This window comes from Pseudomonas sp., from assembly GCF_051660785.1.
Taxonomy (GTDB): domain Bacteria; phylum Pseudomonadota; class Gammaproteobacteria; order Pseudomonadales; family Pseudomonadaceae; genus Aquipseudomonas.
In genome coordinates this window covers 50,255-73,935 of sequence record NZ_JBOFQE010000006.1, presented here as the reverse complement: position 1 = coordinate 73,935, position 23,681 = coordinate 50,255, and the positions used below count along the sequence as shown (strand labels likewise).

The 23,681-nt window shown below is 59.0% G+C and carries 23 protein-coding genes and 1 pseudogene; 13 read left to right on the top strand and 11 right to left on the bottom strand.

Annotation, left to right across the window (positions count from 1 at the left end):
• Positions 1 to 92 precede the first annotated feature (92 nt).
• The 5 genes from ACRC4F_RS01695 (at position 93) to ACRC4F_RS01675 (ending at position 4,163) form a co-directional block, all read left to right on the top strand.
• Positions 93 to 884: an MlaA family lipoprotein gene (locus ACRC4F_RS01695; RefSeq protein ID WP_438657800.1), complete on the top strand. Its 792-nt coding sequence runs from the start codon at positions 93 to 95 to the stop codon at positions 882 to 884.
• Positions 874 to 1,137 (top strand): hypothetical protein, encoded by a 264-nt coding sequence (locus ACRC4F_RS01690; protein ID WP_438657799.1) that lies wholly within the window; start codon positions 874 to 876, stop codon positions 1,135 to 1,137. Before ACRC4F_RS01695 ends, ACRC4F_RS01690 begins: the two co-directional genes overlap by 11 nt.
• Before the next feature lie 105 nt (positions 1,138 to 1,242).
• A complete protein-coding gene (locus tag ACRC4F_RS01685) occupies positions 1,243 to 1,605 on the top strand; it encodes a hypothetical protein (protein WP_438657798.1) in 363 nt (120 codons plus the stop codon).
• 120 nt (positions 1,606 to 1,725) lie between these two features.
• Positions 1,726 to 3,639 carry an alkaline phosphatase D family protein gene (locus ACRC4F_RS01680; protein ID WP_438657797.1) on the top strand — a complete coding sequence of 638 codons (1,914 nt, stop codon included), beginning with the start codon at positions 1,726 to 1,728 and terminating at the stop codon, positions 3,637 to 3,639.
• Positions 3,640 to 3,653: 14 nt separating this feature from the next.
• On the top strand, positions 3,654 to 4,163 hold the full coding sequence (locus ACRC4F_RS01675) for an adenylate kinase (protein WP_438657796.1): 510 nt from the start codon (positions 3,654 to 3,656) through the stop codon (positions 4,161 to 4,163).
• A gap of 75 nt (positions 4,164 to 4,238) precedes the next feature.
• On the opposite strand, the gene ACRC4F_RS01670 is transcribed toward ACRC4F_RS01675, so the two are convergent.
• Positions 4,239 to 5,414 (bottom strand): aspartate aminotransferase family protein, encoded by a 1,176-nt coding sequence (locus ACRC4F_RS01670; RefSeq protein WP_438657795.1) that lies wholly within the window; start codon positions 5,412 to 5,414, stop codon positions 4,239 to 4,241.
• Positions 5,415 to 5,516: 102 nt separating this feature from the next.
• Here ACRC4F_RS01670 and ACRC4F_RS01665 point away from each other — a divergent pair, with 102 nt between their 5' ends.
• The 3 genes and pseudogenes from ACRC4F_RS01665 (at position 5,517) to ACRC4F_RS01655 (ending at position 7,909) form a co-directional block, all read left to right on the top strand.
• Positions 5,517 to 6,422 carry a LysR family transcriptional regulator gene (locus tag ACRC4F_RS01665; RefSeq protein WP_438657794.1) on the top strand — a complete coding sequence of 302 codons (906 nt, stop codon included), beginning with the start codon at positions 5,517 to 5,519 and terminating at the stop codon, positions 6,420 to 6,422.
• A 72-nt stretch (positions 6,423 to 6,494) separates the two neighbouring features.
• Positions 6,495 to 7,508, top strand: a complete 1,014-nt coding sequence (locus ACRC4F_RS01660; RefSeq protein ID WP_438657793.1) for a sensor domain-containing diguanylate cyclase — start codon at positions 6,495 to 6,497, stop codon at positions 7,506 to 7,508.
• Positions 7,505 to 7,909 (top strand): annotated as a pseudogene (locus ACRC4F_RS01655) (GNAT family N-acetyltransferase). Before ACRC4F_RS01660 ends, ACRC4F_RS01655 begins: the two are co-directional and overlap by 4 nt.
• Positions 7,910 to 7,917: 8 nt before the next feature.
• On the opposite strand, the gene msrA reads toward ACRC4F_RS01655, so the two are convergent.
• The 3 genes from msrA to msrB are packed head-to-tail and all read right to left on the bottom strand — an operon-like array spanning position 7,918 to position 10,981.
• Positions 7,918 to 8,625: a peptide-methionine (S)-S-oxide reductase MsrA gene (msrA, locus tag ACRC4F_RS01650; protein WP_438657792.1), complete on the bottom strand. Its 708-nt coding sequence runs from the start codon at positions 8,623 to 8,625 to the stop codon at positions 7,918 to 7,920.
• A 30-nt stretch (positions 8,626 to 8,655) separates the two neighbouring features.
• Positions 8,656 to 10,419: a cytochrome c biogenesis protein DipZ gene (locus tag ACRC4F_RS01645; protein WP_438657791.1), complete on the bottom strand. Its 1,764-nt coding sequence runs from the start codon at positions 10,417 to 10,419 to the stop codon at positions 8,656 to 8,658.
• A 43-nt stretch (positions 10,420 to 10,462) separates the two neighbouring features.
• Positions 10,463 to 10,981 (bottom strand): peptide-methionine (R)-S-oxide reductase MsrB, encoded by a 519-nt coding sequence (msrB, locus tag ACRC4F_RS01640; protein ID WP_438657790.1) that lies wholly within the window; start codon positions 10,979 to 10,981, stop codon positions 10,463 to 10,465.
• A 151-nt stretch (positions 10,982 to 11,132) separates the two neighbouring features.
• On the opposite strand from msrB, the gene ACRC4F_RS01635 reads away from it, so the two are divergent.
• The 4 genes from ACRC4F_RS01635 to ACRC4F_RS01620 all read left to right on the top strand — a co-directional run bounded on the left by ACRC4F_RS01635 (position 11,133) and on the right by ACRC4F_RS01620 (position 14,981).
• On the top strand, positions 11,133 to 11,849 hold the full coding sequence (locus ACRC4F_RS01635) for a response regulator transcription factor (protein ID WP_438657789.1): 717 nt from the start codon (positions 11,133 to 11,135) through the stop codon (positions 11,847 to 11,849).
• Positions 11,846 to 13,363, top strand: coding sequence for a sensor histidine kinase (locus ACRC4F_RS01630; RefSeq protein WP_438657788.1), 1,518 nt, complete (start codon positions 11,846 to 11,848; stop codon positions 13,361 to 13,363). The genes ACRC4F_RS01635 and ACRC4F_RS01630 overlap by 4 nt, the downstream gene beginning before the upstream one ends.
• A gap of 53 nt (positions 13,364 to 13,416) precedes the next feature.
• Positions 13,417 to 14,160: a DUF72 domain-containing protein gene (locus tag ACRC4F_RS01625; protein ID WP_438657787.1), complete on the top strand. Its 744-nt coding sequence runs from the start codon at positions 13,417 to 13,419 to the stop codon at positions 14,158 to 14,160.
• A 116-nt stretch (positions 14,161 to 14,276) separates the two neighbouring features.
• Positions 14,277 to 14,981, top strand: a complete 705-nt coding sequence (locus ACRC4F_RS01620) for a hypothetical protein (protein ID WP_438657786.1) — start codon at positions 14,277 to 14,279, stop codon at positions 14,979 to 14,981.
• 265 nt (positions 14,982 to 15,246) lie between these two features.
• Here the strand turns inward: ACRC4F_RS01620 and ACRC4F_RS01615 are convergent, their stop codons facing one another.
• Positions 15,247 to 15,729 (bottom strand): RidA family protein, encoded by a 483-nt coding sequence (locus ACRC4F_RS01615; protein ID WP_438657785.1) that lies wholly within the window; start codon positions 15,727 to 15,729, stop codon positions 15,247 to 15,249.
• 133 nt (positions 15,730 to 15,862) lie between these two features.
• Here ACRC4F_RS01615 and ACRC4F_RS01610 point away from each other — a divergent pair, with 133 nt between their 5' ends.
• The gene (locus ACRC4F_RS01610) at positions 15,863 to 17,266 is read left to right on the top strand and encodes a PLP-dependent aminotransferase family protein (RefSeq protein ID WP_438657784.1); all 1,404 of its coding nucleotides are present in this window, start codon (positions 15,863 to 15,865) and stop codon (positions 17,264 to 17,266) included.
• Positions 17,267 to 17,471: 205 nt separating this feature from the next.
• On the opposite strand, the gene cyoE is transcribed toward ACRC4F_RS01610, so the two are convergent.
• From cyoE to ACRC4F_RS01580, 6 genes are all read right to left on the bottom strand, one after another.
• A complete protein-coding gene (cyoE, locus tag ACRC4F_RS01605) occupies positions 17,472 to 18,359 on the bottom strand; it encodes a heme o synthase (protein ID WP_438657783.1) in 888 nt (295 codons plus the stop codon).
• Between the two features lie 11 nt (positions 18,360 to 18,370).
• A complete protein-coding gene (gene cyoD, locus ACRC4F_RS01600) occupies positions 18,371 to 18,706 on the bottom strand; it encodes a cytochrome o ubiquinol oxidase subunit IV (RefSeq protein ID WP_084320724.1) in 336 nt (111 codons plus the stop codon).
• On the bottom strand, positions 18,707 to 19,333 hold the full coding sequence (locus ACRC4F_RS01595) for a cytochrome o ubiquinol oxidase subunit III (protein WP_438657782.1): 627 nt from the start codon (positions 19,331 to 19,333) through the stop codon (positions 18,707 to 18,709).
• A gap of 3 nt (positions 19,334 to 19,336) precedes the next feature.
• Complete coding sequence (cyoB, locus tag ACRC4F_RS01590; protein WP_438657781.1) at positions 19,337 to 21,367, bottom strand: cytochrome o ubiquinol oxidase subunit I; 2,031 nt, start codon at positions 21,365 to 21,367, stop codon at positions 19,337 to 19,339.
• Between the two features lie 3 nt (positions 21,368 to 21,370).
• On the bottom strand, positions 21,371 to 22,315 hold the full coding sequence (gene cyoA, locus ACRC4F_RS01585) for a ubiquinol oxidase subunit II (RefSeq protein ID WP_438657780.1): 945 nt from the start codon (positions 22,313 to 22,315) through the stop codon (positions 21,371 to 21,373).
• Positions 22,316 to 23,130: 815 nt separating this feature from the next.
• Positions 23,131 to 23,640, bottom strand: a complete 510-nt coding sequence (locus tag ACRC4F_RS01580) for a disulfide bond formation protein B (RefSeq protein ID WP_438657779.1) — start codon at positions 23,638 to 23,640, stop codon at positions 23,131 to 23,133.
• Between the last annotated feature and the right edge of the window lie 41 nt (positions 23,641 to 23,681).

Sequence of the window (23,681 nt, the reverse complement as noted above, 5' to 3'; positions counted from 1 at the left end):
AATAAAGCGACGGCGCCGCAATAAACCAGACATCTTTGCGCAAGGCTTGGGGCTCAGCATCTCGGCGAATTCCTCCCCCGAGACTCGCGTCCATGTTGCCTTTCAAATGTGTTCCCTGGCTGGCCCGCAACACTTCGATCGCCGTGTTCGCCGCAGGGCTGGCGGGTTGCAGCAGCCAACCGCCGTCGACCGCCACCGTGACCTGCGCCGAAACCAGCTATTCGGTGAACGATCCGGCGGAACCGTTCAACCGCGGCATCTTCGCCTTCAATCGGGTGGTCGATGACTACGCCCTGGCGCCGGTCGCTCGCGGTTATCGTTACTTGCCGGACTTTTTCCAGACGGGTGTGCATAACTTTGTGGCGAACTTTGGCGAGCCGAAGGTCTTTATCAATGACCTGCTGCAAGGCAACCCGATGCGCTCGGTCAACACGCTGGGGCGTTTCGCGCTCAATACCACGGTCGGCGTGATGGGCTTGATCGATGTCTCCGGCATGGCCGGCATCCCGCGTCACGGCGCGGACTTCGGCCAGACCTTCGGCGTGTGGGGCATCGGCGGCGGTCCGATCGTCGAGCTGCCATTGTTCGGCACTTCGAACAGCCGCGATGCGGCCGGGCGAGTGCTGAGTTTTGTGGTCGATCCGTTCGGCAGCAACAGCGACACCGTCGACACGCTGTCCACCATCAACACGGTCGGCGGCATCGTCGATGGTCGAGCAGAAGCGTTACCGCTGACCGACAGCCTGCAAAAGCTCCCGGATTACTACAGCGCCTTGCGCAACGTGGTCGCCGAGCATCGAGCCGCTTATGTGGCGGATGGCAAACAAGGCTCTGCGCAAACCACCAAACCTCAATGCGAAGGAGCACCGGCTGATGGTTTCTGAAAACAATCTTCTGACGCTGCAACAACGGGTGAGCCGGGACGACGCAGCCAATCTGCACTGTCGGGAAATCACCCTGAGCCTGTCACCGGACTGCCGCCAACTGGTGCTCAGCCGCTACACCGAACACTACGGCCCGGCGGTCGTGCGCTGGATCGAACGCAGTCATACGGTATCGGTGAGCGATCTGTTTCGCTGGCTGGTGGCCAATGGGGAAACCAGTGTCATGAGAGGGGACAGCCTTTCGCTGCCTTGATGAATCGCCCGTCGCACTTCAACACCACGCCACTGATTTGCTATCGTGCGCGCCATCGCCTCACCTCAAAGAACAATGGAAGCCATTGTTAACAAGGAAGAATGAATGGCCCTCTTCGCAATATTGGTGTTCCTCGCCGCGTCAGCGGGGATCTGGTTCTGGATAGTCAGGAACCGTGGCAGCTTCAATCTGTGGTTCGCCAACCTGGCAGGTGCTCTGGCCAGTTTGATTGTCGCCACGATCGTGCTGGTGTTCGCGAACCCCGTTGAGACAGAAGTACGACCCGCGGTCATTCTTTATACGATCATGTCGACCCTTGGCGTCTTCATCGGGACATGGCTCTTCATAGTCGCCAGGTTCAAGCAGGATGAGTATCCGGTCGGGCGTCATTTGATAGCCGGAGCTTGCAGTCTGGTGACGGCATTCCTGATGTTTGTGATATGCGCACTGATCTTTCATGGTAAATGAGCGCTGCCCCACTCGGCTTTACAGCTTCAGTTGCAAGCCAGTGGCCATCAGATAATTCCGGGCGCTGGCTGCGCTATCATCGCGCGCTCTGTGCACCAAGAGTCTTGAACCTGCATGCCCATGTCTTCGTCATTCCCCGACAGCCATCGCTCTTTGCCACCGGTCCTCGCCGGCCCGCTGTTGCGGCGTCTGGAGCCCACGCGCCTGGTGCTCTGGCTGGTGGGAACCCGGGCCTTGTCACTGACCTTGCGCCTGCAAGGTGTCGGCGACATTCGCCTCGATGCAGGGCAATGCACGGCCATCCCGATTGGCAAGCATGCCTTCGTTCATCTGATCGATGTGCCGCTGACGACCGCCCTGCCCTGCGACACCCTGATCGACTATGACCTGCTGATTGATGACGCGACCGGTATTGCCGACTGGGCGCCTCATCTTTTGTACGGCGAAGCCCGTTGCCCGAACTTTGTCCTGCGTTCGCGCATCGATCAGTTGCTGCACGGTTCCTGCCGTAAACCACATCACCCGGCCGCCGATGGCTTGCTGTGCGTCGATCGTTTTCTGGCGACGGAACATGCCGCGACGGAGCGCCCGGCCCTGCTGATGATGAGCGGCGATCAGGTGTACGCCGACGATGTCGCCGGCCCGACGTTGCGGGCGATTCATGCCCTGATCGAGCAACTTGGACTGTTCGAAGAACACCTCGAAGGCGCCGTGGTCAGCGACAGCGCCAAACTCTACGAGCACCCTGCCAGCTATTACCATCGTGCGGATTTGTTACCGGCGCTTGAGAGCAACAAAACCTTGCGCGAGCGATTTTTCGGCGGCGCGCGTAAGCCGATTTTCACCAGCAGCAGTGCCGACAACCATCTGGTGACGTTCGCCGAAGTCATGGCCATGTACCTGCTGGTCTGGTCGCCGACACCCTGGACACTGATCGCGCCACAACCTCCGGCGCTGACGCCCGAAAGGCGCAAACGGTATGCACTTGAACAAACCCGTATCGATGACTTCAAGGCAGGTCTGGGCGGCGTTGCACGAGCGATGGCGCATCTGCCGTGCCTGATGATTTTCGACGACCATGACATTACCGATGATTGGAATCTCTCCGCGCAATGGGAGGAAACGGCCTACGGCCATCCCTTCTCCAAGCGCATCATCGGTAATGCACTGATCGCCTACATGCTGTGCCAGGGTTGGGGCAATAACCCGGATGCCTTCGGCGCCGTCCTGGAAAAAACCTGTCTGTTGAGCGCGACCGGGCAAGACCGTTATCTCGACACTCCGGTGCAAGATGCTCTGATCGATGAACTCCTGAGTTTTCAGAAATGGCATTACGTACTGCCCACTACTCCAGCGCTCGTAGTCATCGACACCCGCACCCGACGCTGGCGCAGCGAGATGAACCTCAAGCAACCGTCAGGTCTGCTGGACTGGGAAGCGCTCAGCGAACTGCAACAGGAACTGCTCGATCACCCGTCGGCGATCATCGTTTCGCCGGCGCCGATCTTCGGCGTCAAACTGATCGAAACCGTGCAACGCGTCTTCAGCTGGTGCGGTTATCCCTTGCTGGTCGACGCGGAAAACTGGATGGCTCATCGCGGCGCGGCCCAGGTGATCCTGAACATTTTCCGACACTCGCGTACACCGGGGAACTACGTGGTGCTGTCGGGCGATGTGCATTATTCCTTCGTCTACGAAGTCCTGATCCGACACCGCAAGGCCGGTCCGCGAATCTGGCAGATCACCAGCAGCGGCATCAAAAACGAATTCCCGCCCGCACTGCTCGAGTGGTTCGACCGCCTCAACCGCTGGCTCTACTCACCGCGTTCGCCGCTCAACTGGCTGACCAAACGCCGCCGCATGCGCATCATCCCGCACACCCCGGAACATGCTGAAGCGGGTGAACGGCTGTGGAATTCGGCGGGGATCGGCCAAGTGTTCTTCAATGAGAAAGGACAGCCGCAGGAAATCTATCAGCACAACGCAAACGGTGCGCCGAAGACACGGATGGTTGCGCCTGAGAATGACGACTGAAAGTGTGAGTCACCATGGACCTCACCCGAACCCTAATCATCGGCAACTCTGGCTCAGGTAAAAGTTGGCTGGCTAAACGATTGGCCGAACAACTTCACGTGCCGTGGACCGATCTCGACCAGGTCCACTGGACGTCAGACGAGCACAGCATCGCCCGGCCTCGCGGCGAAGCATTGGGCATGGCACGGGTGCTGGCCGATGAAGAGTGCTGGGTGATCGAAGGGGTTTACGGCTGGATCGTCAACGAACTTCTACATCGTGCGACGGCACTTGTCTGGCTATGTATTGAAGACGAAAACTGCCTCGCCAATATTCGCCAGCGAGAAAACCGGCCAGACAACGACGAGTTACTGATCGCGTTGTTGGAATGGGCCGGCAGCTATCGTGTTCGTGAAGACTCCAGCGGGTTTTCCGCGCACCGGCAACTTTTTGAAGGGTTCGGCGGTTCAAAAATCAGACTCATGAATAGAAGTGAAATCGCGGCCCTCGCTAACACCCTTCCCGACTCATCTCATAGCGTTTAACAAGGATTTATATGTTTGCACGGAGCAAGTTAGTCCCCGAACTGGTGGTCACCGATTCCTACAGGGAGGCAGATATCAAGCCGCGTACACCGCCCGACAAACCCCTCTGACAATCATCTCCACTTCCCGCTCATCAATCGTCAGCGGTGGCAGCAGGCGAATGGTTTTGCCCCGTGTCACGTTGATCAACAAGCCGTGATCCCGTGCGGCGATCAGGGTCAGGTCGCGGATTGGTTGCTTGAGTTCGATGCCGATCATCAAGCCTAGGCCTCGAATCGCCAGGACGTTCGGGTCGTCCGCCAGTTCGGCACGCAGTCTGGCCAGCAGATGTTCGCCCTGGAGTCTGGCGTTTTCCAGCAAGCCTTGTTCTTCGATGATGTCCAGCACTGTGCAGCCGACACGGCACGCCAGCGGATTGCCGCCGAAGGTGCTGCCATGGCTGCCGGGGGTAAACAGCTCGGCGGCTTTGCCCCGGGCCAGGCACGCGCCGATGGGAATGCCATTGCCAAGGCCTTTGGCCAGGGTCATGACGTCCGGGACGATGCCTTCATGCTGAAAGGCGAACCACTGGCCGGTTCGACCGATGCCGGTCTGGATTTCGTCGAGCATCATCAACCAGCCGCGCCGGTTACACAGCTCCCGCACGGCTTTCAGGTAACCGGCGGGCGCTAACTGCACGCCGCTTTCGCCCTGAATCGGTTCCATCAGAATCGCCACGATGCGCGAGCCGTGGGCTTGCTGCACCTTTTCCAGCGCGTCCAAGTCGCCGAATGGCACCCTGACAAAGTCGCCGGGCAACTTATTGAATCCCAACCGCACGGCCGGGCCGTCGCTGGCGGATAACGTGCCCAACGTCCGACCATGAAAGGCGTTTTCCATGACCACCACCAGCGGCTGCTCAACGCCTTTGTGCCAGCCGTAAAGCCGAGCGAGTTTCAACGCGGTTTCATTGGCTTCGGCACCGGAGTTGTTGAAAAACGCCCGCTCCATGCCTGACAGCTTCGACAGCTTCTGCGCCAACCGCTGCTGCCATTCGATGCTGTAGAGATTCGAGGTGTGCAACAGCAGCCCGGCCTGCTCGCTGATCGCCGACACGATTTTGGGATGAGAGTGGCCGACATTGGTCACCGCCACACCTGCCACCGCATCCAGATACTCACGACCCGCCTGATCCCAAAGTCGGGTGCCCAGGCCCTTGCTGAAACTCAGGGCCAGAGGTTGGTAAGTGGTCATCAGGCAGGCGGCGGTCATGACATCAAGCTCCATCAATTGTCGGTGTTTTTGCAGTATGGTTAGCCACCTGAGCTGGATAAATGCTGTAACACTTCAATCATCTTAAAGCTGAGCTTGATAATGGATCTGTTCCAGGCAATGACTGTTTACGTCAGGGTTGTAGAAGCCGGCAGCATGACCGCCGCCGCCCAGCAGTGCGAAATGTCCACGACCATGGTCGGCAATCACCTTCGCGCGCTGGAACAACGGCTGGGCGTGCGCTTGTTGAACCGGACAACGCGGCGCCAGCGACTGACGGAGTTCGGCTCCGCTTATTACCAGCGCTGTCTGGAGGTGCTCGGATTGGTGGCCGACTCTGAACGCCTGGCCGAACAGAGCCATGACACGCCGAGCGGCACCTTGCGCATCACGGCTCCGCTGACCTTCGGCACGGAAAAGCTCGCGCCAGCGCTCAGCGAATTCACCCTGCGTTACCCGCAAGTCAAACTGGACGTAGTGCTTACCAACGGACGGCCCGACCTCCTCGAAAACGGCCTCGACGTGGCGTTTCGCTTGGGCGCGATTGAACCGTCCAACCTGATCGCCCGGCCGCTCATCGACTACACGCTGACCATGTGCGCCTCGAAGGCCTACCTGGCACGCCGAGGCACACCGGAAAAACCCGAAGACCTGCAACATCACGACTGCTTGTCTTTCGCCTATCCGGTAGGCGATGACTGGCAATCCGTGGAAAAACAATGGCGCCTGCGCGGACAGGAAGGCGAAGTCATGGTGGCCGTCAAAGGCCCGATGTTGATCAACAGTTCGGCCGGGCTGCATCAGGCGGCTCGAACCGGGATGGGCATCGTGATGTTGCCCGATGCGTTGGTCGAGCAGGATTTGCTGAACGGACAACTGGTGGCGGTAATGCAGGACTATCAATTGCCGAGCAGGCCGATGCACTTGGTGTACGCCCAGGATCGCTACCGCTTGCCGAAACTACGTCGCTTCGTCGACTTCGCCATGCAGTTGTGGGCCAGGCACTAGCCGGAGCAATGCGCCATGCACTAATCTCCCCGACTGACGGGTCACTTTGATATCAGTGCAGGGAGAGCGGTGATGGGTGAGGCATCAAATATCGAGCCGTTGAAGTTCAATGTGTCGGATTTGAACGAGGACATGCTGCACACCATTCTGGAACTGGTCAGTGACGGCATATGGGACTGGAACGCCAACACCGGGTTCGTCTACCGCAATCCCGGGTGGTACGAAATGCTCGGCTACGCAGTCCACTCCCTGGACAACACCGTGTTCACTTGGGAAAACGTGATTCACCCCGACGATTATCCGCGGGTGATGACGATGTTTGATGATTACCTGAATCAACGCGCACCGGGCTATCAAGCCGAGTATCGCTGCCGCAAGCAGGACGGCAGTTATATCTGGATCGAAGATCGCGGCTACGTGCTGGCACGCAATGTCGACGGATCGGTCGCGCGCATGGTCGGTGCGCACCGCAGTATCGAAGACAAGAAACGTCTCTTCGAAGAGATGGAACGACGCAATCAATCCCTTGAAGCCATCGTCGAAGAACGCACCCGCGAGTTGTCGCGGGTGAATCAGCAGCTGCAGATTCAACTGGAAGAAAACCGCAAACTGGCGGAAACCGATGCGCTGACATCGATCGCCAATCGCTATCGCCTGGAAAAAACCCTGCCCCAGGAATGCGACCGTGCCCAACGCTTTCGGCAGCCGCTGTCACTGATTGCCATGGACATCGACGACTTCAAGAACATCAACGATCACTACGGCCATGCCCTGGGGGATGCGGCGTTGGTACAGGTCGTCAAGAGTGTGAAGCGCTACGTGCGCTATGGCGACCTGTTGGCTCGCTGGGGCGGCGACGAGTTCATCATGATCCTGCCCAATACGTCGTTGGCCGACGCCAGATCCTGCGCCGAGCAAATCCGCCATGGTCTGTCGGGCCTTCCGCGTGTGGGAGAGTTTCAGGTCACCATGAGTTTTGGGGTAGTCCAGCGCTTTGAAGAAGAGCAGCAGACCGGGCTCCTGGCCAGGGCCGATCAGGCGCTGTATCGGTCAAAAGTCGCGGGCAAGAATGTGATTTCCGGGTGAGCGCCGTCCTGGATGTCCGCGATGTACTGCCCTTGGAAGTGGAATCCGTGCGACTGTTTCTTGAGCAGAACGGATGAGCGCACCGCCTGGGTTCACCTGAACATTTTGCACAGTTGATTGCCAACTCCCAACGTACAGCGCTTGCCGTGAAGAACTCCCATATCGTCGGGTTCGCCCGTGGCATCACCGACGGCCTGTCCAACGGTTATCTGTCGATGGTTGTCGTGTCCGGACAGCATCGACGTGAAGGCGTTGGTCGAGCGCTGGTCGAGCATCTCATGGGCGAGAACACCGACATCACCTGGGTTCTGCGCGCGGGCCGCGAAGGTGCTGCAGAATTCTTCTCACGCCTGGGCTTTGAACCATCGAGCATCGCGATGGAGCGCCCGCGCAGTCGGTAGCCAAATCTTCACATCCCCGCCTTCACCAGCACCGGTTTCTCCTGATACCGATCCGGGTACAGCTGCTTGAGCGCAGCCACTTTCGGCAGGTCGTTGATCACGATGTACGGATACGTCGGGTGCTCGGTCAGAAAGTCCTGGTGCTCCTCCTCCGCCGGGTAGAAACCGTTGTAGGTTTCCAGCTTGGTCACAATGGGTTTGTTGAACGAGCGGGCGGCGTCGAGCTGGGCAATGTAGGCCTGGGCGACGCGCTGCTGTTCAGTGTTCGCCGGGAAGATCGCCGACCGATACTGCGTGCCGCTGTCGGGTCCCTGGCGGTTCAGCTCTGTGGGGTTGTGCGCCACTGAGAAATAGATCCGCAGCAACGTGCCGTAACTGACCTGAGCCGGATCGAAAGTGACCTCGACCGATTCCGCATGACCGGTATCGCCGTCGCTGACGCGCTCATATCGGGCGGTGCTCGCTTCACCACCGGCGTAACCGGAGACGGCTTTTTTCACACCTTTAACGTGCTGGAACACCCCTTGGACCCCCCAGAAGCAACCACCGGCGAAGACTGCAGTTTCACTGCGGGCCTGGGTGGTTTCATCCAGGGCCGGCGGCGGGATGATGACCGCCTCTTCAGCGGCACCGAAAGAAAATGCCGAGCATTGGCCGATGACGCTGGCTGCTGCCAAACCCATCAAGATGCGGCGCCAGGAAAAAGGGGTTTTCATGAGTCTGACTCCTGAATAAGTGATGGACTATCAACCGAACGTAAAGGCATACGCCGACACACCCGGATCAAGAAATTCGATGCTGAAAGTCCGGTCCGTCACACCGCTGTTCTGGCGCACCAATTGATACAGCCGTTGCTCGGTAACACTGCCGCTGCCATCGGGTGCCACGTCAGTACCGTGAGCATCTCCGGGGGGCTTTCCGTCTATCAGCACTTTGAAGCGCACCGGTTTGCCGTCCGCGCCCGGACCGAGCACCAGGTGCAAATCGCGAGCGTGGAAGCGATAGACGATGCGGCTGGCCGGCGCAGTTGAGGTCGCGCGCTCAGAGCCGACGTGCCATTGGCCGTCCAGGCCCCAATCGTTGAGTGCCAATTGCGCTGGAGTGCTGTAAGTGGACACCTTGTCTGGCACCAGGCTAGTTTCAGGCACGAAGTGCTCCGCACGCTGATAGCCCACGTAGGTTTCCGGCGACTGGACTTCATTCATGTCAGGGGCCAGTTGAACCCCGGTGGCGTCGGATTTGATCAGCCCGTCGGCGACTGTTGAGGCGCCCGCTTCACGCAGCAACTGCTGGATCACGCGCTCAGATTCCGCATACTTGCCTTCACCAAAATGGTGATAACGAATGCGTCCCTGCGCGTCGGCAAAATAATGCGCCGGCCAGTATTCGTTGTTGAATGCCCGCCAGATCTTGTAGTCGTTGTCGATCGCCACCGGATAGTTGATGCCCAGATCTTTCATGGCTTTGGTGACGTTGCCCACATCACGCTCGAAGGCGAATTCAGGCGCATGCACACCGATCACCACCAGGCCCTGATCGCGGTACTTCTCGGCCCAGGCTTTGACATACGGCAAGGTGCGCAGGCAGTTGATGCACGAGTAAGTCCAGAAATCCACGAGCACGACTTTGCCCTTCAACGCCTGCGCAGTCAGAGGGGGTGAGTTGAGCCACTGAACGGCGCCGTCCAGCGGCGGGAGGTTGCCTTCAATCGGCAATGCCCCCGGCGCTTTCGCCGACATTTTCATCGCACCGCCGGCGGCCATCATCGCCCCGCTGCTGCTCGGTGACTTACCGGCCAACCGCCCCACCAACGCTTGCTCGATGCCGCCAGTGGAAGCTGTCGAAACCCGCGCCAGAATCCCGGTGTCCAGCCCAAGGGCAATCGCCGCTACACCAGCCAACATCGCCGCGCCCAAACCTCGACGCAGCCATTCACCGGCACCGATCGAGCGCTTCATCGCCGCAAAAACTTTACCGCCCAGCAACAACGCCACGGCGAGGGATGTTGCTGCACCCGCGGCGTAGGCCAGCAACAGCAAGGTGGTGGCGATGCTTGCCCCTTGCAGCGCCGCGCCGGTCAGCAACAGGCCCAGAATCGGCCCGGCGCACGGTGCCCAAAGCAGGCCCGTGGCAACGCCGATCAGGAACGAAGCGCCGGGCCGCGGACGCGCATCGGCGCCCGCGGCTTCCGACAGTCGGCTGCCGGCCGCCACCAGTGGACGCGTCAGGCGCTCGGCCAGTCGAGGCAGCAGCAGCGTCAGCCCGAACAGTGCCACGAACAGCAACGCGAGCCAGCGCCCGTACTGATTGACTTGCACCACCCAGCCGCCGCCCACCGCCGCCAACGAGGCGACGAGCGCGAAGGTCAGCGCCATCCCCGCCAGCAGTGGCAAGCCACTTTTCATAAACGGCTGCCCGGTGCGAGCGAAGACAAAGGGCAATACCGGCAGAATGCACGGGCTGACAATCGTCAGCACACCACCGAGATAAGCGAGAACCAGAAGCCACATAGCATCGACCTGCATTGAATGAGTGAAAGGAAGTGCCCATGGGTCACGCCGCCTGGGGCTCGAAGGTCATCGCCAGACCGTTCATGCAGTAACGCAGGCCGGTGGGCTTGGGCCCGTCGTCGAAGACATGGCCCAGATGACCACCACAGCGTCGGCAATGGACTTCTTCGCGCAGCACGCCGAAGGATCGGTCCTGGCGAGTCGCCACCGCCTTGTCCAGTGGCGCCCAGAAGCTGGGCCAACCGGTGCGGCTATCGAACTTGGTGTCAGAAGAGAACAGCGGCAAGTCACAACCGGCACAGGCGAAAATCCCCTCGCGATGCTCATTGTTCAGCGGGCTGCTGTAAGCCCGCTCGGTGCCCTCTTCCCGCAGGATTTCGTATTGCTCGGCGCTGAGCATGGCGCGCCATTCGCTGTCGCTGTGAGTGACCTCGAACACCTCCGAAGCACTGGCGTCGCTGACCAGCGCAGTGCGAGCGGCAAATTTTGGCAACACACCGATCACCAGGGCTGCAGCGCCCAGCCCGCCGCTCGCTGCAAGAAACTGTCGCCGTGAAAACATGGCCTTCTCCAAATTCCAGGTGCCTGATAGGGAACACAGCCTAGGCTTGGGTTGATCGCCAAATCCTCACGGGCAGTTAAACAATTCGTGATAACTCGCCCCGAGGAAAACCCGCACAATGTGCCCATTGCGCTACAAAGGATTGAGCTTTATGGAACAGACCAAACGCGTCCTGGTGGTCGAGGACGACCTGCACATCGCCGACCTTATCTGCCTGCATCTACGCGATGAGCAGTTCGAGGTGGTGCACTGCGCCGACGGTGATGAAGGCATGCGACTGCTGCAGCAAGGAAGCTGGGACGCACTGATCCTCGACCTGATGCTGCCCGGTGTCGACGGCCTGGAAATCTGCCGTCGGGCACGGGCAATGGCCCGCTACACACCGATCATCATCACCAGCGCCCGCTCCAGCGAGATGCACCGGATCCTGGGGCTGGAACTGGGTGCCGACGATTACCTGGCCAAGCCTTTTTCCATGCTTGAACTGGTCGCCAGGGTTAAAGCCCTGCTGCGACGCGTCGATGCCATGGCGCGCAACCTGAAAATGGATGCCGGAAGCCTGACCATCGACGGCCTGTCCATCGACCCGATCACCCGCGACGTCTCGCTCGACGGTCGCCGCCTGGACCTGACGCCGCGGGAGTTCGACCTGCTGTATTTCTTCGTCCGCCAGCCTGGCAAAGTGTTCTCGCGGATGGACCTGCTCAACGCGGTCTGGGGCTATAGCCACGAAGGCTACGAACACACGGTCAACACCCATATCAACCGCCTGCGGGCCAAGATCGAGGCCGACCCGGCCCAGCCCGCGCGCATCCTCACGGTGTGGGGTCGCGGCTATAAATTCGCGGCCAGGGAGGAGCAGCCATGAGGCTGACCCTGACACAGCGTCTGTCCCTGGTGTTCGCCGTTCTGCTGCTGGTGTGCTGTGGCACGTCGGTCTGGATGCAAGTGCGCTCCAACAAGATGCACGAACTGGAAGTGGTGCAAGGACTGTCGCGCGATCTGGCCCAGCACATCGCCCGCGACACCGTTTTGATGGACACCAACGGCCTGATGCCGAACGCCGTGCGCGAACTGTTCAGCAAACTCATGCTGGTCAATCCCAGTGTCGAGGTCTATCTGCTAAACACCGAGGGCCAGATTGTCGGCAGCGCCGCCCCTGAAGGCCGGATACGCCGGGAGCGGATCGATCTGGCACCGATCCAGCGTTTGCTCAAAGGCGACGCGCTGCCGATCCTCGGCGACGATCCGCGCAGCCCCGATGGCCGCAAGGTGTTCAGCGCCGCGCCGTTGCAGGTCAACGGCAAACAGGAGGGTTACCTCTATGTGGTGTTGCTCAGCGAAGAACACGACCGCTTCGCTGAGCGCGGTGCTACCAGCGCCGCGCTCAACACCGCGCTGCTGTCCATCGGTCTGGTGGCGTTGTTGTGCCTGATCGCTGGTCTCGCAGCATTTGCCCTGATCACCCGGCCGTTGCGTCGATTGACCGAACGAGTCAGTCAGTTCGATATCGACGGCGTTCCCTCCACACCGCCCGCATCGGACCCGGTAGAAAAAGCATCGAACCACGATGAAATAGCCGTCCTCGACGCCGCCTTCCGCCAAATGCAAACCCGCCTCAGCGAACAATGGCGCTCGCTGACCCGGCAGGATCAGGAACGCCGCGAATTGGTGGCAAACATATCCCACGACCTGCGTACACCGCTGGCCTCGCTGCACGGCTATCTGGAAACCCTGTCGCTCAAAGACGCCACGCTGTCCCCCGCCGACCGCCGTCGCTATCTGGGCATCGCCCTGGATCAAAGCCGCAAGGTGGGCGGCCTGGCGCAATCACTGCTCGAACTGGTGCGGCTGGAACACGGTTTCGTGCAACCGGTGCTGGAGCGCTTCTCCCTGACCGATCTGGTGCAGGACATCTTCCAGAAATTCGAACTCACCGCCGAAGCACGGCAGATTGAACTCAAGGCCACCTTCGCGCCGAACGTTTCGGCCGCCTGTGCTGACCTGGGGCTGATCGAGCGTGTGCTGACCAACCTGTTCGACAACGCCCTGCGCAATACTCCTCAGGGTGGAGAAATCGAACTGAGCCTGCGCCCTCAAGGGTCTTTTATCGAAGTCACTGTCAGCGACACCGGTCCCGGCATCGCTCCCCAATTGCGCGAAGGTTTGTTCCTGCGCCCGTTCAACATTGGCGGTGCCCGACGCGATGGCGGGCTGGGGCTGCGAATCGTGCATCGGATCCTGCAGTTGCACGGCCGCGAGATCCAGTTGATCGACGTTCCGGGACGCGGTGCGACTTTCCGCTTTTCCTTGCCGGCGGATGAACAAACGGCAGAACAATGGGCTGTTCGCTCGATGAACCTGAATTCGATGGGGAAATAGCCCGATTTGTGTGGTCACAGCTTTGAACCTGATGCCGAGGCGAAAAAACGCTGATGACTGCCACGACGCCCCTCTATATCGGCTGCGCTGGATGGAGCCTGCCCCGAGAACAGTGGCAAGCATTCCCCACCGAAGGCACTCACCTGCAACGGTATGCGGCACCATTTACCTGCGTGGAAATCAACAGCTCTTTCTATCGGCCACACCGCCCTGCGACTTATGCCCGTTGGGCAGAAAGCGTGCCGGAGGGCTTTCGGTTTTCCGTCAAAGTCCCGAAGCAGATCACTCACGAAGCTCGATTGCTGGATTGTGCGAAGTTGATCGAAGACTTTATCGAGCAATGCTCCCACCTGGGACAGAAGCTTGGGTGCCTGCTGATCCAGCTCCCGCCCTCTTTATCCTTCGAGGCCAAAACTGCCGAAGCCTTCTTCAACACATTCCGTTCGCATTACAGAGGTTTTGCAGTGTTTGAACCCAGGCATGTCAGCTGGCAAACACCTGAGGCGCAAGCGCTGCTGATTGAGCATCGAATCGGTCAAGTGGCAGCCGATCCTTCGCCACTGCCCGATGGTGATATGCCCGCAGCCTGGCCGGGTATCCGCTACTACCGATTGCACGGCTCGCCACGAATCTACTACTCAAGCTACGAGACGCCTTGGCTTGAAGAGCTGGCTCAAAAGCTACAACCCCACACCGACGGCACTCCCACCTGGTGCATCTTCGACAATACCGCCAGTGGCGCGGCAACGGCCAATGCGCTGGAGCTTCAGCGAATGACACCTCCACGGCAAAAATGATGACCAACCACCTGTTCATCCGTGACAACTCAGGTCAGGTCCAATAGATTAGGCGGCCTGAAAAGGCCCCGTGCTTTCTCGCCTAAACCCAAGTTAAAAGAAGTAGTGAAATTTCAATGTCCGATTCCAACACCGCTGAATCCGTAGTCACCTTGTCGTCCAAAGCGGAATACGAAAACTCCATCAATCTTTCACAGCATGTGCCTCAGGCCAAGACCATCAGCGAGATGGTCCTGGACGCTTTTCAATCCACTCGGGAAAGCGATCAGATCCGCGAACTGCGCGTCGCGATTCGCCAGGCTCACGACAGCTTCGACGACGATAAAGCCTATGAACTGATGGGCGAGCTCAAACAGCTGAAAGACGCCGAGGCGTCCGACATCGCCGCATTGGAAGACCTGAGCAGCAAGTTCCCGATCAGCCGGATCCTCTCCAGCTTCAAGGACGACCCGGCGTTTCAGGAGATCGTCTATGGCCTGGCATTGAAGGTGTTGAACCAGACTCACCAGGCCATCAGCAACCCGAGCAGCGGCAAGAGCAAAGCAGCCCGCGCCAAGAAAGACCTCGAAGTGTTCACCATCAGCAAGGACGGCATAAGCGTCACGCTGCCGCTGCGCACGCCACGTTCGAGCCTGAACGTTGATCGCAAAGCGCTGGAGTTCCTCGGCTTCACGTTCGTCGGCGAAGGTGAGGACGCGGCGATTGAAAACGAGACGTTCCTGGACAACACCGGGACCGAGCAAGCGGTCAACCGCAAGAACATCATCACCGCGCTTCAGCAACAAACCGCGTTCGACGGCTACAGCATCGCCGCGCAGTAACACGATCGACCTGAAAGCCCCGACTCTGAAGGGCAATGCTGTTCAATAAAGACAATATTCAGCCGAGCATAAAACCTGTGGCGAGGGGATTCATCCCCGTTCGGCTGCGAAGCAGTCGTAAACCCGGAAACTCGGTCTGTCTGAAAGGCCGCGGGGGCCGCTTCGCGACCCAACGGGGATAAATCCCCTCGCCACAATGCAAGTGCTCGCCCTTGAGTGAACAGCATCAAGCCCCTTAAGTGGGGCTTTTTACTGTCCGAAAGGTTTACTGCGCCGACGGATGCAGCGCCGCGATCATATCCACTTCGATCGGCGCGTTTTTCGGCAGCTGATAAACACCGACGGTTGTTCGGGTATGTTTTCCGGCGTCACCCAACACATGCGTGAAGACGTCAGACGCGCCGTTGGCCACGTCGCTGAGGTCCACAAAGTCGAACGTCGATTTCACATAGACCGAGATTCGCAGCAGTGCCTTGAGGTTATCCAGCGACCCGATGGCCTCTCGGATCAACGCAAGCCCGCGTATCGCGCTAATGCCAGCCGCCTCTTGAGCATCGGCCAGGTTGAGTTCCAGTCCCACCCGGCCGGGGTACTGGATTTTGCCGTTCATTCGTGGCACCAGCCCGCTGACATACAGCTCATCATCGTGCCGGATCAGCGGCGCGTAATGGCCGCCGGCAGAGTTCTCGTCGTAGATATCAAAGCCGAGTTCTTTTGCCATCGCGAGGAAGCGTTCGTCGCGACTCATTTGATTACTCATTAGCTGAACCCTCTTGATCAATCATGCAAACGCGCAGTTGATGGTAGAGACAGACGCTTGCCTTGATCAGAGCAAGTTCGTATAGAATCCAGCGAACTTTACTGCCAGGGAGACCAGTAAAATGCAGCGCGCCGTCATCGCCGCCATCGAGTTCCAGCCAGGAATGCCGCTGGTGCAGCAGATCGTCGATCAGCTGTCTGTGGCAATCAGCCAGGGTGGCTTGCCGCATGGAGCCAAGTTGCCACCGATTCGCGAACTTTCCGAGTTGATGAACGTGGGTAAATCCACGGTCGTCGACGCCCTCGACCGCTTGCGAGCCAAAGGCCTGGTGGTCTCACGCCAAGGCTCGGGGCATTACATTCACCGCCCGAGCACTCAGCCCCACGTTGCGGCTGGCCCGAGCCTGCAACCCCAAGACACGCTCAGCCGGGTCCGTCGCGCAATGTTGTTGAACAACGGCGCGCTGCGCCCCGGCTGCGGGTTTCTGCCGGCCTCGTGGTTGCCCGCCGACGAACTGCTCAAAGCGGTGCGCGGGACCCTGCGTGCGACCGCGCTGCGCATGGGCGAATACGGTGAAGTCGGTGGGTACCTGCCGCTGCGCGAGGCATTGCGCGTCAAGCTGTCGACCGTCGGCATCGAGGTGCCAGTCGAGCAGATCATCACCACCGCCAACACCGTACAGGCCATCGACCTGCTGATGCGCCTGTTGATAAAACCCGGCGACACCGTACTGCTCGACGATCCGTGTTACTTCAACATGCACACCAATCTGGCGTTGCACGGCGCCAAAGTCATCACCATTGCTCGTGATTGCGACGGTCTGAATCTGGAAGCCTTCGAGCAATTGCTGATCGCGCATCGCCCCGTGCTGTACATGACCAACAGCACGCTGCACAACCCGACCGGCCACTCGTTCTCCGCAGCCCAGGTTTATCGCCTGCTGGAGCTGAGCCACCGTTACGGCGTGCACATCGTCGAAGATGATTTGTATGGAGACATCCAGCAAAGGCGCACCCCGCGCCTGGCCGCGAGCGGTCTGGACAATGTCAGCTACGTGTCCGGTTTCTCCAAAACCATGACCGCCAACAGCCGCGTCAGCTATACCGCGTTATCGCCGCAACTGGCCGCACGGCTGATCAACTTGAAGATGGCTTGCGGCGGCGTTACGTCAGAACTGGCGGAGCAGATCACCTGCACCATGCTGAGCAACGGCAGCTACGCCAAACACACCCGCCGCACCGTTGATCGCCTGTATGAGTCGAGCAGTCGCGTCACAAAATGGCTGGTCGAAGCAGGGTGTTCGGTGTCATCGATACCGGGTGAAGGGCTGTTCATCTGGACACGATTGCCCGAAGGATTGCATGCCGAAATGCTGGCCAGCAAAGGCCTTGAAAACGACATCGTCCTGGCGCCTGGCACTCTGTTGAGCAAAGCCGCCGATGCCAGCAGCTTCCTGCGTTTCAACGTCGCGCACAGCGATAGCGCGCAGGTGCGTGAGCGGTTCTTCCGGCTGCTCGATCGCTGAGTTTCCAGACGTACCGCGGTGCGGCCATCGCGAGCAGGCTCGCTCCCACAGGGGTTCGGCGTCGATCATAAAACTGGGGGCAGTCCCGATCCAATGTGGGAGCGAGCCTGCTCGCGATTGGGGCAACACGGTCCAAAACAAAGCCCAACAAAAAGCCCCGCCTCTTCTCTCGAAGGGCAGGGCTTTTCTTTACAGCATCCGACGCTTAAGGCGCGTACGTCAGCAACAACTCGCTCGGCACTTTGAAGTCCAGGGACATCATCACGCTCAACGCGGTAATGGTGAAGATCGAGAACACGAACAGCTTGCGTGCCCAGACCGTGTCATCCACTGCCTTGTAACCGGTCCAGGCCATGTACAACCAGTACATGCCCATGGCTGCGGCGACGGCGAGGTAGCTCATGCCGGCGTAGCCGCTGAAGGTCAGCATCAAGGTCGCCACGAGGAAGGCCAGGATGTAGATCAGGATGTGCTTCTTGGCCACTTGAATCCCGCGCTTCACCGGCAACACCGGAATCGATGCGGCCAGGTAATCGTTGAAGCGGAAGATCGCGATGGCGTAGGAATGCGGCATCTGCCACAGGCTGAACATCACCAGCAGCGTTAATGCGGCCATGTCGAAGCTGTTGGTCACAGCCACATAACCGATCACCGGCGGCATCGCGCCCGACAGACTGCCCACCAGCGTGCCGTGAACCGACTTGCGCTTGAGGTACAGGCTGTAGAAGCCGACGTAGATGACAAAACCGATCACCGCGAACAGCGCGGCCAACGGGTTAGCCACCTTGTACAACAATGCAACGCCGGCCACACCGAGGACGGTCGCGAAAATCAGCGCCAGTTTCAGGGAGATCAAGCCCTGGACCAGCACCCGATTCTTGGTGCGTTCCATCTTCAGGTCGATGTCGCGGTCGATGCAGTTGTTGAACACGCAACCGGAAGCCACTACCAGGGACGTGCCGATCATGGCGGCCAGGAAAATGGCCAGATCGACATGCCCTTTCGAGGCCAGGAAAAATCCGCCTGCCACTGAAAGCACGTTACCGAAAATGATCCCCGGTTTGGTGATTTGGATAAAGTGCTTCAAGGACATTCGGACTTACCTCACTTCGCCATCATGTTGGTGTGGATGCTGAACATGATCCACAGCGACAGGCCAACCAGCAGGACAATCACGATCGCGGCGAAAACAAACGCAATCACGTTGTTACGCTGCGCGGCCGAACGGTCCAGGTGGAGGAAGTACACCAGGTGCACCAGCACCTGGATAACGGCGAAAGCCAGTACGATCCACAGCGTCAGCGACTTCGGCAGCGACGGGTACATCACCAGGCCGAAAGGAATGACGGTCAGGATCACCGACAGAATGAAACCGATAGCGTAAGACTTGACGCTGCCGTGGCCGGCGTCGTGGCTATCGTGGGAATGAGCGTTAGCCATTTACATAGTCCCCATCAGATAAACAACGGTGAATACGCAGATCCACACCACGTCCAGGAAGTGCCAGAACAGACTCAGGCAGCTCAGACGGGTCTTGTTGGTCGCCGTCAGGCCGTTTTTCTGCACCTGGTACATCATGATCGCCATCCAGATCAGACCGCTGGTCACGTGCAGACCGTGGGTGCCGACCAGGGTGAAGAACCCGGACAGGAAGCCGCTGCGGCTAGGGCCGTAGCCCTCGGAGATCAACACGTGGAACTCGTTGATCTCCATGCCGATGAAGCCGGCACCGAACAGGAAGGTCATCGCCAGCCAGCCCAGCACCTGAGTCTTCTTGCCCTTGAACAACGCCAGCATGGCGAAGCCGTAGGTGATCGAGCTGAACAGCAGCAGAGCGGTTTCGCCCAGTACGTATGGCAGCTCGAAGATGTCGTGGCCCGACGGGCCACCCGCTACGTTGTTAACCAGTACCGCGTAAGCCGCGAAGATCGACGCAAACAGGATGCAGTCGGTCATCAGGTAGAGCCAGAAACCGAATACGGTCATCTCGCCCGAGTCGTGGTGATGGTCATCGTGCCCATGTCCATCGACATGGGTGTGTCCAGCATTGGTCACTAAGTTCGACATGGTTTAAGCCTGTTCCAACGAGGTTTCAACACGGGTGGCGGTGGCTGGGACTTTCCCGGCCGCTACCAGACGCTTGTGCTGCTCGGCTTCGATGCGTTCGATCACGTCGACCGGCACCATATAGCCTTGGTCATCACGGGCAGCGTGAATCACGAAGTAGACCACGGTGCCAACCAGGCCAACGATGGCCAGCCACCAGATGTGCCAGATCATCGCGAAACCGAACACGGTCAACAGAGCACCCATGACCACACCGGTCGCGGTGTTGTTTGGCATGTGGATCGGTTCGTACTTGGCCGGAGCCTGGTACGCGGTACCGTTTTCCTTGGCTTCGGTGAACGGGTCGATGGTGTCCGCTTTTGGCAGCACAGCGAAGTTGTAGAACGGTGGTGGCGACGAGGTCGACCATTCCAGCGTGTGGGCATTCCACGGGTCGCCGTGTTCGCACATGTTTTCCGGCTTGTTGCGATCACGCACGCTCACGTAGAGCTGGATCAGCTGGCAAGCGATACCGACAGCGATCATCACCGCACCGAACATGGCGACGTACAGGTACGGCACCCACTCAGGGTTGGTGGTGGCGTTCAGACGACGGGTCATGCCCATGAAGCCCAGTGCATAGAGCGGCATGAACGCGACGAAGAAGCCCGAGATCCAGAACCAGAATGCAGCCTTGCCCCAACCTTCGTGCAGCTTGAAGCCGAACGCTTTAGGGAAGTAGAAGCCGAAGCCGGCGATGTAGCCGAATACCGCGCCGCCGATGATCACGTTGTGGAAGTGAGCGATCACGAACAGGCTGTTGTGCAGGACGAAGTCAGCACCCGGGATGGCCAGCAGTACACCGGTCATGCCGCCGATGGCGAAGGTCACCATGAAGCCCAGGGTCCACAGAACCTGGCTGGTGAAACGCAGACGGCCCTGGTAAATGGTGAACAGCCAGTTGAATAGCTTCACCCCCGTCGGGATCGAAATCAGCATCGTCGCCAGGCCGAAGAAGGCGTTGACGCTGGCACCCGAACCCATGGTGAAGAAGTGGTGCAGCCAGACCATGAAGCCCAGGATCGAGATCGCACCCGATGCGTAGACCATCGAGTGGTGGCCGAACAGACGCTTGCCGGTGAAGGTCGAGATGACTTCGGAGAAGATCCCGAACGCCGGCAGAATCAGGATGTAAACCTCGGGGTGACCCCAGGCCCAGAACAGGTTGACGTACATCATCGGATTGCCACCAAGTTCATTGGTGAAAATGTGGAAATCCATGTAACGGTCAAGCGTCAGCAGTGCCAGGGTAGCGGTCAGGATCGGGAACGAAGCCACGATCAGGACGTTGGCCCAGGTGCAGGTCCAGGTGAAGATCGGCATGTCCATCAGCTTCATGCCAGGGGTACGCATTTTCAGCACGGTGGCCAGGAAGTTGACCCCCGTCAGCGTTGTCCCCAGACCCGATAACTGTAGCGCCCAGATGTAGTAATCCATCCCCACGCCAGGGCTGTATTGCAGGCCCGACAGCGGCGGATAGGCAACCCAGCCGGTCTTGGCGAATTCGCCGACGCCCAGGGACAGGTTGATCAGCACTACGCCCGATACCAGCAGCCAGAAGCTCAGGGAGTTCAGGAACGGATAGGCAACGTCACGCGCGCCGATCTGCAGCGGCACTGCAAGGTTCATCAGGCCGGTGAAGAATGGCATCGCCATGAAGATGATCATGATCACACCGTGAGCGGTGAAGATCTGGTCATAGTGTTCAGGTGGCAGGTAGCCAGGCGAACCCTCGGTGGCCATGGCCAGCTGGGTACGCATCATGATGGCGTCGGCAAAACCGCGCAGCAGCATGACCATGGCGACGATGATGTACATCACGCCGATTTTCTTGTGGTCGACCGAGGTCAGCCACTCGGTCCACAGGTAGGTCCACTTCTTGAAATAAGTGATTGCAGCGAACAGCGCCAGACCGCCGAGCGCGATCATGGCGATGGTTATCATCACGATCGGTTCGTGGAACGGGACCGCTTCCCAACTTAATTTACCAAACATCGTTTACTCCTCTGCCCCGGCAGCTGAATGCGAGTTCATGTCCATTCCTTGCGTAGCGGCCACTTCTTTCTCTTTCTTCTCGTGCTTGACCTTCGGACCCGCTTTCATGCCTTCGTACTTGTCGACGATGATCTGGAACAGGTTCGGAGTGACCGAGGAGTAGAGCTCGACTGGGTTGTTCTGGCTCGGCTTGGAAAGGGCTGCGTATTCAGCTTCTTCAAGCTGTTTAGGTGCCTTTTTGACTTCACTTACCCAGGCGTCGAAATCTTCCTGGGAAGTTGCGATAGCCTTGAATTTCATGCCGGTGAAACCAGCGCCGCTGTAGTTGGCGGAGATACCGTCCATTTCAGCGTTCTGGTTGGCGATCAGGTGCAGTTTGGTCTGCATGCCGGCCATCGCGTAGATCTGGCCGCCCAGGGCCGGGATGAAGAACGAGTTCATCACGGAGTCCGAAGTCACCTTGAAGTTGATCGGCGTGTGCGCCGGGAACACGATCTTGTTGACGGTGGCGATGCCTTGCTCCGGATAGATGAACATCCACTTCCAGTCCAGCGCGACCACTTCAATGGTGATTGGCTTGACGTCGGATTCCAGCGGCTTGTAAGGATCCAGCGCGTGGGTCGACTTGTAGGTGACATAACCCAGGGCAATGATGATCAGCACCGGAATCGCCCACACCGCGACTTCGATCTTGGTGGAGTGCGACCACTTCGGCGTATAGACGGCGTCCTGGTTGGACGCGCGGTATTTCCAGGCGAACAGGAAGGTCATGACGATGACCGGTACCACGACCAGAAGCATCAGCAGCGTTGCGGTGATGATCAGGTTTCGCTCATCCAGGCCCACCTGGCCCTTGGGATCGAGCAAGGTCATGTTGCAGCCTGACAGCAGCAACGTGCCGAGCAGCGGCAATAAGCCTAGTAGTCTGGGGTACCTGTTTTTACTCATCTCACGACCTCTAAAGCAGCTTGCGCAATGCAGTTGGGTTTTGATCGCCAACACTTCACCCTGCCAAGGGTTGGCATTTTTCTTGGATTGAATAAGGGCTGCCCGTCGCGCGTCAGACGCTGCTCGACAAATCCTGGGCTAGCGGTAAGTTCTTATTCGAATTCGTGGTCAAAGGCCTTGTTACAGACCAATTCCATTTGGTGCGGATAGTTGGAAGGCTCCGACACCTGGGAGTCGCACGAAGCGTTCAAGCCCCTCGACACCCTGTTTCCTGCTCAAGGGGAGCAGTGCCGGTATTCAGTGCGGGCAATTGTAGATATGTAGCGATTCATAAACCATGTCTCATCCCGAAATAATTTTTATCCATTCCAGCAACAATCATTCACGGTTTTTGCAAAAGTGCGGCATCTTATCGAAATTAATTCTCAACAAAAACACCAAAATTTGTAGGTCTACCGCGCGCAGTTCAGACAGCTATCGGGGCTTGCGCAGACACTTCGACGGTGCCGTAGCCCCTATGAGACAAGGGCTCTGGCGATTCGCCAGCCCCTGTTAAAACTGCCTGCTTGCGCGCGATCGCTTTTCATTCGACAGACGCCTGAGCAGGCCAATTTCGGTGTCAGGCTGTGCACCAATCAGACTGCTTGAAATGCCTTGCGACAGCCTCGCTGTGACAACATGTCGCACACGTGCCGCACCCTTCGCTGCCACACATCACGAACTTTTTACGCCGGCCCTGAAATGCAAAACGCCCCGGTCCTCATGATGAGGGCCGGGGCGTTTTTCAGACATCAATCGTGCGGTAACGGACGACCTCAGCGCAGCGCTTTGCGGTTACGTGAAGTAAGCAACGGCACCAGCACCACGATCAGCACGAACGCCACCAGCGCCCACTGTGCCAGCGACAAGCCGAGGATCGGCGGGTACGGCGTGGAGCAGAAACCGTCGACCTGAAAGCCCAGCGGGAAGATCTTCGCCAGCGGCAGGCCATCGACAATCGGTTGCAGCACATCAATGCCACAGCTGACCGCCGGGTAGAACTGGGTGTAGACGTGGTGCCCGGCCACCGCGACGCCAGCGATGGCGCAAATGACCACCAGCGTCTCGAACACCGTGATGCTGCGGCGGGTGCGCATCGCGGCGCCAATGAAGGCAAACAGCGCAATCAGCAACAGCGCATAGCGTTGCAGGATGCACAGCGGGCACGGCGCTTCGCCCAGCGCGATCTGCATGTACAGCGCGCCGCCAATCAGCGCCAGACAGATGATGCCCAGCAACACCAGATAGCGCCGTTCACGTCCCAACCGCATCGTTTCCTCGCTCATCGCGTTTCCCTTCTAAAAATCGATTGCCCGGAAGTCTACAC